At 38.0% G+C, this 11,651-nt stretch carries 9 protein-coding genes; 7 read left to right on the top strand and 2 right to left on the bottom strand.

Annotated features, from left to right (window positions below; genetic code table 11):
- Window positions 1-43 precede the first annotated feature (43 nt).
- The 3 genes from phoB (at window position 44) to OC457_RS11045 (ending at window position 3,244) form a co-directional block, all read left to right on the top strand.
- The gene (phoB, locus tag OC457_RS11055; protein WP_080175777.1) at window positions 44-733 is read left to right on the top strand and encodes a phosphate regulon transcriptional regulator PhoB; all 690 of its coding nucleotides are present in this window, start codon (window positions 44-46) and stop codon (window positions 731-733) included.
- 152 nt (window positions 734-885) lie between these two features.
- Window positions 886-2,217: a phosphate regulon sensor histidine kinase PhoR gene (gene phoR, locus OC457_RS11050; protein ID WP_080175776.1), complete on the top strand. Its 1,332-nt coding sequence runs from the start codon at window positions 886-888 to the stop codon at window positions 2,215-2,217.
- Window positions 2,218-2,317: 100 nt separating this feature from the next.
- Entirely contained in the window at window positions 2,318-3,244 is a 927-nt protein-coding gene (locus OC457_RS11045) for a PstS family phosphate ABC transporter substrate-binding protein (protein WP_235866978.1), read from the top strand.
- A gap of 55 nt (window positions 3,245-3,299) precedes the next feature.
- Here the strand turns inward: OC457_RS11045 and OC457_RS11040 are convergent, their stop codons facing one another.
- Window positions 3,300-4,952, bottom strand: a complete 1,653-nt coding sequence (locus OC457_RS11040) for a methyl-accepting chemotaxis protein (protein ID WP_080175775.1) — start codon at window positions 4,950-4,952, stop codon at window positions 3,300-3,302.
- 515 nt (window positions 4,953-5,467) lie between these two features.
- The gene (locus OC457_RS11035) at window positions 5,468-5,974 is read right to left on the bottom strand and encodes a glycine cleavage system protein R (RefSeq protein ID WP_080175774.1); all 507 of its coding nucleotides are present in this window, start codon (window positions 5,972-5,974) and stop codon (window positions 5,468-5,470) included.
- A 176-nt stretch (window positions 5,975-6,150) separates the two neighbouring features.
- Between OC457_RS11035 and OC457_RS11030 the strand changes: the two genes are divergently transcribed.
- The 4 genes from OC457_RS11030 to phoU are packed head-to-tail and all read left to right on the top strand — an operon-like array spanning window position 6,151 to window position 11,616.
- Window positions 6,151-8,379 (top strand): ABC transporter permease subunit, encoded by a 2,229-nt coding sequence (locus OC457_RS11030; RefSeq protein ID WP_080175773.1) that lies wholly within the window; start codon window positions 6,151-6,153, stop codon window positions 8,377-8,379.
- Window positions 8,380-8,393: 14 nt separating this feature from the next.
- Window positions 8,394-10,031 (top strand): phosphate ABC transporter permease PstA, encoded by a 1,638-nt coding sequence (pstA, locus tag OC457_RS11025; RefSeq protein WP_080175772.1) that lies wholly within the window; start codon window positions 8,394-8,396, stop codon window positions 10,029-10,031.
- Between the two features lie 29 nt (window positions 10,032-10,060).
- Window positions 10,061-10,897 (top strand): phosphate ABC transporter ATP-binding protein PstB, encoded by an 837-nt coding sequence (gene pstB, locus OC457_RS11020; RefSeq protein WP_080175771.1) that lies wholly within the window; start codon window positions 10,061-10,063, stop codon window positions 10,895-10,897.
- Window positions 10,898-10,908: 11 nt separating this feature from the next.
- Window positions 10,909-11,616, top strand: coding sequence for a phosphate signaling complex protein PhoU (gene phoU / locus OC457_RS11015; protein WP_080175770.1), 708 nt, complete (start codon window positions 10,909-10,911; stop codon window positions 11,614-11,616).
- Window positions 11,617-11,651 lie beyond the last annotated feature (35 nt).

The following is an 11,651-nucleotide window of genomic DNA, read 5'->3' as shown; positions in this document are numbered from 1 at the left end:
ATGATGCATGTCAGAGAAAACAAACGACTAGGTATATTTTATTATGGCAAGACGGATTCTTGTAGTAGAAGACGAAGCACCGATTCGCGAAATGTTGTGTTTTGTACTAGAGCAAAATGGATACCAAGCAATAGAAGCTGAAGATTACGATAGTGCATTAGACAAAATGTGTGAGCCATATCCTGAGTTAATATTAATGGATTGGATGTTACCTGGAGGCTCTGGCATTAATTTGATTAAGCACTTTAAGCGCGATGAATTAACGCGCCAAATTCCAGTGGTAATGTTAACCGCTCGCGGTGAAGAAGAAGATAAAGTACGTGGTCTTGAAGTGGGTGCGGATGATTACATTACTAAACCATTTTCACCAAAAGAGCTAATGGCACGTTTAAAAGCGGTTATGCGACGTGCTTCGCCAACGGCTTTAGATGATGTAATTGATGTGCAAGGTTTAAAGTTAGACCCTGTTTCGCATCGTGTCACCTCAGCCGATGAGCCGTTAGATATGGGCCCGACTGAGTTTAAGATGTTGCATTTTTTTATGACTCACCAAGAGCGTGTTTATAGCCGTGAACAATTGCTTAATAATGTGTGGGGCACTAATGTTTATGTTGAAGATCGTACGGTTGATGTCCATATTCGTCGTTTACGTAAAGCGCTTGAAAATGGTGGTCACGATAAAATGATCCAAACTGTGCGTGGGGCGGGATACCGTTTTTCAACGCGGATGTAAACATTTAACTGTGCACACCAGCAGTGGCAAACTTGTTACCTTCATTATTATCATGCGGCTATGATGATAATGAAGGTTATGTCGGTTTTATCGAATAGAAAAATAGCGTAACGGAACCACAGAGCGACTCCGTTGCTGCTAGGAGTAAACCTGTGGAAAGATTGACATGGAAAAGGTTGGTTGGGGAGCTGATATTATTTTATCTACCTTGGCTGATACTTGGCGCTATTTTTGGTTATCTACCGTGGTTTTTATTGATCGCAAGTTGGATTCAGCTTGGATGGCATTTTCATAACCAACTTAAAATGTCGAATTGGTTATGGAAAGATCGTAGCTTAACCCCACCTTCAGGCTCAGGCAGTTGGGAGCCGTTATTTAATGGTATTTATCGCTTACAACAGCGAAACCGTCGTCGCCGCAAAGAACTGACTACACTTATTCGCCGTTTTCGTAATGGTGCTGAATCACTGCCCGATGCGGTAGTGGTGTTTCGTAGTGAAGGCAATATAGTATGGTGCAATAAATTAGCCCAACAGCTATTAGGTTTACGCTGGCCTGACGATAGTGGTCAACCTATCAGTAACTTATTACGTAGCCCTGATTTTGTACGTTACCTTTCCCGTCAAGTGTTTGATACCCCATTAGAAATTACCTCACCGATGAACTATGACCGTACGTTAGAATTGCGGATCATGCGTTACACTGAAGGGGAATATCTGATGGCGGTGCGTGATGTGTCACAGTTAAAACAACTGGAAGGCATGCGGCGTAATTTCTTTGCCAATGTGTCGCATGAATTACGTACGCCAATGACGGTATTACAAGGATATCTTGAAATGGCACAAGATCCTGAAATGCTAATGGGACCAATGTGGGATCGTGCTCATGGGGTGATGACCGAGCAATTGGCACGAATGAATGCGTTGGTTGAGCAATTATTGACGTTATCTAAAATTGAAGCCGCACCGACGATTGAGCTAGAAGAAATTGTCGATGTGCCAGCGATGCTTGATATTTTAGAAAAAGAAGCCATGTCACTTAGCAGTAATAAAGAACAGTCATTTACCTTTGAGGTTGATAACAGTTTAAAAGTCTTTGGTGATAATGATCAACTTCGCAGCGCCATTTCAAACTTGGTTTATAACGCCGTTAAACATACGCCTAATGATGCCGCTATTCATGTGCGTTGGTATCGCTCACCAACAGGACCTCGATTAGAAGTGACTGACAGTGGTGAAGGCATTGCGGCACAACATATTCATCGCTTAACTGAACGTTTTTATCGCGTAGATAAAGCCCGTTCTCGTGAGACCGGTGGCAGTGGTTTAGGGTTGGCAATTGTTAAACATGCGCTAAGCCATCATGACGCACATTTAGAAATAGACAGTGAAGTTGATAATGGCAGTACCTTCTCATTTACATTACCAAGTCGATTAGTGGCTGATACAACATTATCAGATACTACCACTCATAATCATTCATAAAGGGTAAGGATACCTGATGCCACTGACTTTGCTTACAAAAATGGTTTCGACGATATTGGGTGCTATTACCTTATGGTGTGTAACAGCATTAGCACCTGTTATGGCTGCAACAACCTCGACTATTGAGGTTGATACTCAGTTGCAGCCATATCATAAAGTCAGTGGTATTTCGGGAAATTTATCGTCAGTAGGATCTGATACGTTAGCCAACTTAATGACTTATTGGACAGAGGCTTTTAAACGTCAATACCCAAACGTTAATATTCAAATTCAAACCTCGGGTTCATCAACTGCTCCAACAGCGCTAGTGGAAGCAACGGCACAATTAGGGCCGATGAGTCGTGAAATGAAAACTAAAGAAATTGAAGCGTTTGAAAAAGAATACGGCTATAAACCAACGGCAATTAAAGTCGCGGTAGATGCGTTAGCGGTGTTTGTTCATGAAGATAACCCCCTTAAAGGGATTAATTTCGAGCAGTTAGATGCAATATATTCACGTACTTTACGCTGTGGCGCATTAATTCCAATAACGCAATGGGGGCAATTAGGTTTACCTAATAGTTGGCAGCAACGTGATATTCAATTATTTGGTCGTAATTCAGTCTCTGGTACTTATGGTGATTTTAAAAAGCGTGCCTTATGTCGCGGGGATTTTCGTAATAACGTTAATGAACAACCGGGGTCAGCTTCGGTGGTGCAGTCTGTTTCAACCTCATTGAATGCGATTGGTTATTCTGGTATTGGTTATAAAACCACGGGCATTCGCGCTATTCCTGTTGCCCGTGAAGGCACAGATTATGTTGAGGCGACAGTAGAAAACTCGATCAACGGTAATTATCCGCTATCACGTTATTTGTATTTGTACATTAACAAGCATCCTAACAAAGCCTTAGCACCGATGGAGCAAGAATTCTTACGGTTTATATTATCCAGTGATGGTCAGAATATAGTGCAAAAAGATGGTTATATTCCGCTACCTGTCGCGATTGTGAATGAAAACATGGTGAAGTTGGGGTTGAAAGATTGAGGTTGGTGTTAAGGCTACCGAAGTAGCCTTAACTTTAAACTTATTCGATTGCTGATTAATCTAATTGGAAACGATTTATTGTGTTTTGTAGTGACAAGGATAAGTGGTTAATATCAGAACAAGATTTAGCAATATATTTTGCACCATTAGCCACATCTATTGAAGATCTGCTGATATTTTCAATATTCTCTCCTAATGCTTCAGTTACTGAATCTTGCTCACTACAAGCAGTTGCTATTTGAAAACTAAGTTCAGACATTCCATTTACTTGTGAGCCAATAGCTTTAATAGCACTTCCTGTTTTATGGCTATTATCTACACATCCATTTATTAATATTTCACTTTTATGAGTGATAGCTTTAGCTGAAGTTACACTTAATTGTAATTTTTCAATAATGGAAATAATTTCGCCTGTTGAATCTTGTGTTCTACCAGCTAAAGTTCGAACTTCATCAGCAACAACAGCAAAACCACGACCTTGTTCTCCTGCTCTTGCGGCTTCAATTGCTGCATTTAAAGCTAAAAGATTAGTTTGATCAGCTAGACCTCGAATAACATCAACAACCATATTAATATTTTGAGATTCCTTATCTAAAATACTAACCATTTCTCCTGCATTATGTATTTCAATAGCAGCTTCTTCTATTTGTGATATTGTTGAAGAAATATCAGTAATACTTTGTTTTACATTATTATTGATATCATTAGCTGATAATGATGAATTTTCAGTGTTATTAGCGACTTCCGCAACAGAAATTCGCATTTGCTCCATTGCTGATGCTATTAATGTAACTTGATTTTGCTGATCTTGTATACCTACTGATGACTGCTCTGAAACAGTACTTACATCATTAATGGATGAGTTAAGTTGGATAACAAGTAATCTTATTTCTTCAATAAGAACTTTAAGGTTGTCCTTCATTATAAGGCTAATATCTGCTAATTTACCAAATTCATTATTAGCAATAGCATTACGGTCAAATTTATATGAAAGATTACCTTTTGATATTTCTTCTGCTAATCTAGATATAGAAGATAACGGATTGATGATTTGACGGTTAATTAAAATATTAATTATAATCAATAAAAAAGCTAATAGAGAAAAACTCAACATTGAACTATAAGAAGCACTTGATATTTCTTCTGATATATATTCACTATTTTTGTTTGTATAATTTATATTTATTTCATATAAAGAATTAGCTTTATTTTCAACATCAATAAAATCTTTATATGAATGTTCTAATATATCACCAGATAAATTAGGATTGTTATAATTATTTGTAAAATCAATGGCTTTACTCTTATAATTTTTCCATGATTTTATTAGCGCATTAAAAGCATTGTTATCATCTGTGCCTGATACAATTTTACTATATTTGAAAATTATATTATCAATATTACTATAATATTGTTTAATCTTAGAATAAGAAATATTCTTTTTATCTATGCCTGTATCTTTATAAAGTAAAATGGCAAATTGTTCTCTCCTTAGATCTGATACATTTTTATTAAAATTATTTACAAGTATCAAACCAGGAATCGATATGTTTGTAATCCGGCCTACTTCTTTATTTATTTTTTGTAATTGCGTGTTAGACATGAACCATAATAATAAAAGAGAGGTAAAAATAAAAATAAAAGATATGGTTATTTTTTTTAAAATAGATAAATTTATAAAATATTTCAAGGGAATCTCATTTTCCATAAAGTTTTTAATCCTTTATATATCGGAAAAAAATATCAAAAATTAAATATAGTTAATCTAACAGTAAGAAGATGGACTAAAATTTAGTTTAAATAACGATCTGTTATCTATGAATCTCTAAATTTTTTGGTATAAAAAGATAATGCTACTTTTCTCTAAGGATGACGGTACACTAAACCGTATCTATTAATCATACATCTTTCAATAGTAAGATTATGAACTTCATTTTTAGATCTTTTCATCAGCTAGAATGATCAAAATATAATATGTTTATTTTGTTAGTGATGTGATGAACTTAGTAAATAATATAGCTGTTCTCATTGTTATTTAAATAGCGTAAAACCAACACGTTACCATGATAAATGCTGTATTTATTGTTAATATTCAATTATAGAATGAAGGGGTATAGTGAGGATTTCAATACTACTACTAATAATAATATTTATTAGTATAAATGGCATGGTAAAGCATGATGATTCGCGTTACATTGCTTGAGTATATGCCATCTAATTGATTTAGCTGCGTGTTTCAATATCGATAGTTAAATCATCAGCTAATTGTTCTAGTTGTTGTTGAATCATAGCAGCACTTATTTCAAGGGGCGTGTGTAATTGAAATTCAGCCACAAAAATAGGATAACCCCAATTAGGTGCGCTTTGAGTGTTGGTTTTTAGTTTTGCGATATTAATCCCCAATTGGGTTAAATGGCATGTCACTTCTTTTACTATGCCACGACGATCATTACCTGTAACAGTGAGGTGTTGAGTGACATAAGCTATTTGGGGTTGAGTATGATCTTCTACGATGTGAATTTGTAATGCTTCAATATGGGCTAATGCTTGGCGCAGTGATTGAATGTGTTCACTCGCAACATCTATATGAATAATACCAGCGAACTGACCACCAAGCTGACTAAGTGAGCTACTCACCCAATTAGCATGATTAAAATAGACGGTATCGGATAGCTGTTCTACAAGCCCTGGTTTGTCTTTACCAATAATGGTCACAATCAGTTGTTTCATTACGTCTGTCCTTGTCGTTATTCGATTATCGTGGTGTTTATTTGACGAGTATTTTTTAAGCATGGTTGTAAAATGGAGTGTTAGCCAATTCAAATTATTATCACAATAGTTTTTGTCATAAATCTGTCATTAAATAGCAATACACTTTTGAGCGTATAAATAGGTTAGAGGTCATAATGGCAAACGCCAGCACATTACTAAGGAAAGAAAACCGTTTTCGTCGAGGAAAAGATCGCTTAGCTCGAGTGGGTGTGACGGCGGGTGGTATTTTTGTTTTGATCACTTTAATGCTGATTTTCTTTTATTTACTGTATGTAATTGTACCTATTTTCTCCTCAGTTTCAGTGACTCCCCAACAGCATTTGTCTTTATCTGTAGCCAATAAAACCGCATTACTCGGTGTAGATGATAGCAATAGTGTTGCATATCGTTTTAGCGATGATGGTAAGGTTACTTTTGTCGATTTACAATCACCGTCACAACCAGCAACAATACTAAAACAGCAAACGATTATTAATAATCCAACGGCATATGGGTTAAGTTTACCTCGTGATGGTATGGTCGCTTATGGGACCGCACAAGGTCAGGTTAAGATTGTTAAACCTGAATTTACGCTTACTTTTGCGGCGGCAAAGAAACAGCTCTTACCAAGTATTCAATTTCCTTTTGGTCAAACACCATTAGCACTTGCTCCTAACGGTGAGGCGATCACACAAATAGCGATTTCGGGTCGTAATGATCACACGGTTGTCGTGGGAAAAACCGCAACTAATCACCTTTATGGGTTGAGCTTATTATTGCCAGAGAATGTGGTGCGACGGGCTAATGGGTGGCAACAGCAGCGATTTACGATAAATAATACTCCCGCTAACATTGATGATTTCCAATTAACGCCAGATGGAAAAACATTGTATGTGCTGAGTGGGTCAAATTTATATTTATATAAGTTAACCGCGAGCACTGCTTTTCTGCGTAAGATTGAAAATATTGCTACAGGTAATAGTAAACCGCTGTCAATTACCTTGTTATCAGGGGCTAATTCACTATTGATAACCAACTCTGATAATACGATTTCACAATGGTTTGAGGTGGTAAAACAAGGGCAACGTCAGTTAATGAGAGTGAGAACATTTCATTTTTCGGCAAGTCCGTTGGTGAAAATCGTTCCTGAATATTATCGTAAAGGTTTTTTTGCTATTCAGAAAGATGGCACAACGTCGGCTTATTACACCGCGGAACGGAAAGTTATATATAAAGATAAAGTCTTTACTCAAGTACCCTCTGATATTGCTATTTCACCTAAAGCAAACTTGTTAGTCACGCTAGATAATGGTCAATTACAAAGCTATCAAGTTAAAAATGCCCATCCTGATATTGGATTATCATCGTTATTACAAAAAGTGTGGTATGAGGGATATGCCGAGCCTGATTATGTATGGCAATCAACATCGGCAAGTGATGAGTTTGAGCCTAAATTAAGCCTAGTGCCAATTGTATTTGGGACGCTTAAAGCAGCGATTTATTCGATGTTTTTTGCGATTCCATTAGCACTTGCTGGTTCAATTTATACCGCTTATTTTATGTCAAATAAAGTCAGAAGAGTGATTAAACCGACCGTTGAATTGATGGAAGCATTACCCACGGTTATTTTGGGATTTTTAGCGGGAGTATGGTTAGCCCCTATTGTTGAACAATATTTAGCCGGTATTGCGCTGGGGATCGTATTGTTACCATTGACTATTATTGCCGTTGGTTGGGGGTGGTCAATGTTACCGGGGCTATGGCGTTCACGTATTCCGAATGGATTTCATATCGCCTTATTAATCCCCGTGATTATAGCGGTAACTTATGGCTGTTTTGGTTTAAGTCCATGGGTTGAAACGCAGTTTTTCAATGGTGATTTACAAGGGTATTTAAATAATCATTTAGGTATTGGTTATGATCAACGTAATGCCCTTATTGTCGGTATTGCGATGGGGTTTGCGGTTATTCCGACTATTTTCACTATTGCTGAAGATGCTATTTTCTCAGTGCCAGCCCATTTAACCAAAGGCTCATTAGCTTTAGGGGCAACCCAATGGCAGACCTTAACAAGAGTGGTATTATTGACTGCCAGTCCAGGTATATTTTCAGCCATTATGATGGGGTTAGGACGGGCTGTGGGTGAAACCATGATCGTGTTAATGGCAACGGGGAATACGCCAGTGATGGATTGGAATTTACTGCAAGGCTTACGAACATTGGCTGCAACCATTGCAATTGAAATGCCAGAATCAGAAGTGGGCAGTTCGCATTATCGAGTATTATTTCTTGCCGCTTTTGTGCTGTTTGTCTTTACCTTTGTCTTTAATACGATTGCTGAAGTTGTTCGTCAACGACTACGTGCAAAATACAGTTCGTTATAATAAGTGATACAGCAATGATTAAATGGTTTAAATCTGGTTCACCATGGATTTGGTTAACTGCGGGTGCTGTCAGCTTGAGCTTGGTTGCCGTTCTTGGTTTATTATTATTAATTGGCTACAAAGGCTTGAGCTATTTTTGGCCTGCACCTGTGTATCAGTTTGATGTTAATCTCAATGGCAAACCGCAAGTGGTGATTGGTGAGGTTTATCAACGTACGATGGTGCCTGTTGATCAACTTGCTGACGCTGGTGTTGATGTTAGCCACTTTACACAAGATAGTGTGCCACGTTATTTAATTAAAACGGGTAATCGTGGGCAGGGTGCCTTGGACTTTTTAACCGTATTGAGTTCTCAAATTATTCACCAACAAATTGCTAAGAATGTTGCTGTGGTTGAGCGTGAAAGTCATGGTAAGTTTTATGGTTATCCTGTGAGTGTGATTGAAGGTGGTGAGCCACAGCTATTATCACAGTTGCCCGCGGCATTAGTTCAGGCCAATCTTATACGCTCTGAATTACGTTCCTTACAAAGTAACGAAATTGCTAATATTAATTGGCATTTAGAGCGGTTAAGAATTGAAAAAAAACGATTAGAATTAAGTGGTAAATTGACGGCAGCTGATGGTTTACGTATCGATCGTGAGCAAGCTAATTACCAGACCATTTATAAAAATATTGAAAATCGGTTATTTGCACTTCAAGGACAATTAGATAACGACGCATTAGTGTTACGGGATCAAAATGGTGCAAATATTACTATTCCAATGATGCAAGTTTTAGATGTATGGCACCCTAATAATTTGTCATGGCTTGAGAAACTACAGCATTGGGGGCATCACGTGTATAAATTCTTAGTTGAAGCTCCACGTGAAGCCAATACCGAAGGCGGCGTATTTCCAGCTATTTTCGGTACCGTATTTATGGTGCTATTGATGAGTGTGATGGTGACACCATTAGGCGTTCTTGCCGCCGTATATTTACATGAATATGCCAGTAATAATCGTTTTACTAACTTAATTCGTATTGCGGTGATCAATCTCGCAGGCGTACCATCAATTGTGTATGGTGTGTTTGGATTGGGTTTTTTTGTGTATATGGTGGGGGGCACTATCGATGATGTGTTCTTCTCTGCTCAATTGCCAACGCCGACTTTTGGTACTCCCGGCATTTTGTGGTCAGCATTAACGCTCGCCATTATGACCTTACCAGTAGTGATTGTCTCGACCGAAGAAGGATTAGCTCGAATACCGAGTTCCATACGTAATGGCTCGTTAGCACTTGGAGCGACGCAAGCAGAAACCTTATGGCGAATAGTATTACCAATGGCAAGCCCCGCTATTATGACAGGGCTTATTTTAGCTGTTGCACGCGCTGCGGGTGAAGTTGCGCCATTAATGCTGGTGGGAGTCGTAAAAATGGCATCGACATTACCATTGGATATGCATTTTCCATATGTGCACCTAGATAGAAAATTTATGCACTTAGGTTATCATATTTATGATGTTGCTTTTCAAAGCCCCAATGTTGAAGCAGCGCGTCCATTAGTGTACGCAACCTCATTTTTATTAGTCACGGTTATTATCAGTTTAAACTTAACTGCAATTGCTATTCGTAATTATCTTCGAGAAAAATTCCGCGCTTTAGAGCAATAACCGTGAGTATAAATAATACGAGATCAACTATGTATAACGATCGTTCACTCTTTACTGACCATTCTCCGATAGGGTTATTTGAGTCATTAGATTTGTCGCAATTAGCAGAAGATAAAACGGCCTTATCAATTGAAGGTCTGAATCTACATTATGGACAAACGCAGGCATTATTTAATATCAATATGCGGATTGCTAAAGGTCAAGTGACTGCCTTTATTGGTCCTTCTGGCTGTGGTAAATCAACCTTGCTAAGCTGTATTAATCGTATGAATGATCTAATTGATGGTTGTCATATTGATGGTAAGGTGATGCTTCATGGACAGAATGTGTATGATAAAAATGTCGATGTTGCTGCTTTACGTCGGCAAATAGGAATGGTATTTCAACGTCCTAATCCATTTCCTAAATCTATTTATGAAAATGTTGTGTACGGATTACGGTTGCAAGGGATCAATGATCGCCGCGTGCTTGACGATGCAGTTGAAAACTCACTACGTTCAGCGGCATTATGGAATGAAGTAAAAGGACGGTTGCATGAAAATGCCTTTGGTCTTTCTGGCGGGCAACAGCAACGATTAGTGATTGCGCGTGCAATTGCGATTGAACCTGAAATTCTGTTATTAGATGAGCCGACATCTGCATTGGATCCTATTTCAACTCTGACTATTGAAGAGTTAATTAATGATCTTAAAGCCAAATATACCGTGATTATTGTCACTCACAATATGCAACAAGCAGCGAGAGTTTCTGATCAAACCGCTTTTATGCATATGGGAGAATTAGTAGAATATACCAGCACTAATGATATTTTTACTACTCCTAAAGAAAAACGTACTGAGGATTATATTACCGGGCGTTATGGTTAAGGAACGACAGAATGTTAAATACAATTAGCCTTGGCCGCCATATTTCTGGTCAGTTTAACCATGAATTAGAAAGCATTCGTACCCATGTGTTAGCAATGGGTGGCTTGGTTGAGCAACAGTTAGCTGATAGTTTAAAAGCGCTACATAAGCAGAATGAAGAATTAGCTAAGCGAGTGATCAAAGACGATCATAAAGTTAATGCAATGGAAGTTGCCATTGATGAAGCGTGTACACGTATTATTGCAAAGCGTCAGCCGACAGCGAGTGATTTACGGCTGGTGATTGCGATCATCAAAACCATTACCGATCTAGAACGGATTGGTGATGTGGCTGAAAGTATTGCGAAAGTGGCGTCTGAAAATTTCACTAATAAACAGTATAACTTATTAGTTTCGCTCGAATCATTAGGTCAGCATGCAGTGCGAATGTTACATGAAACATTGGATGCATTTGCTCGAATGGATGTCAAAGCTGCGATTGAAGTTTATCAAGAAGATGATCGTATTGATCGTGAATATGAGGCAATTATACGTCAATTGATGACTTATATGATGGAAGAGCCTAATTCGATTCCTAATGTGATGAAGGTGATGTGGGCTGCACGTTCAATTGAACGCGTTGGTGATCGCTGCCAAAATATCTGCGAATATATTATCTATTTTGTGCAAGGCAAAGATATTCGCCATACTAACCCTGAAGACATTAAAAACATGTTATAGCACTACAGCAGCGAAGGCATCGTGGTGAATAGTAA

Origin of the sequence: Photobacterium toruni (assembly GCF_024529955.1) — a bacterium.
GTDB lineage: Bacteria > Pseudomonadota > Gammaproteobacteria > Enterobacterales > Vibrionaceae > Photobacterium > Photobacterium toruni.
This window is presented reverse-complemented; position numbering and strand designations above follow the sequence as displayed.

Excerpts from the sequence above, each read along its gene's own strand:
- phoB (WP_080175777.1), top strand. The coding sequence starts at position 44 with ATGGCAAGACGGATTCTTGTAGTAGAAGACGAAGCACCGATTCGCGAA.
- OC457_RS11040 (WP_080175775.1), bottom strand. The coding sequence starts at position 4,952 with ATGGAAAATGAGATTCCCTTGAAATATTTTATAAATTTATCTATTTTA.
- pstA (WP_080175772.1), top strand. The coding sequence starts at position 8,394 with ATGATTAAATGGTTTAAATCTGGTTCACCATGGATTTGGTTAACTGCG.
- phoU (WP_080175770.1), top strand. The coding sequence starts at position 10,909 with ATGTTAAATACAATTAGCCTTGGCCGCCATATTTCTGGTCAGTTTAAC.
- pstB (WP_080175771.1), top strand. The coding sequence starts at position 10,061 with ATGTATAACGATCGTTCACTCTTTACTGACCATTCTCCGATAGGGTTA.
- OC457_RS11045 (WP_235866978.1), top strand. The coding sequence starts at position 2,318 with ATGGCTGCAACAACCTCGACTATTGAGGTTGATACTCAGTTGCAGCCA.
- OC457_RS11035 (WP_080175774.1), bottom strand. The coding sequence starts at position 5,974 with ATGAAACAACTGATTGTGACCATTATTGGTAAAGACAAACCAGGGCTT.
- OC457_RS11030 (WP_080175773.1), top strand. The coding sequence starts at position 6,151 with ATGGCAAACGCCAGCACATTACTAAGGAAAGAAAACCGTTTTCGTCGA.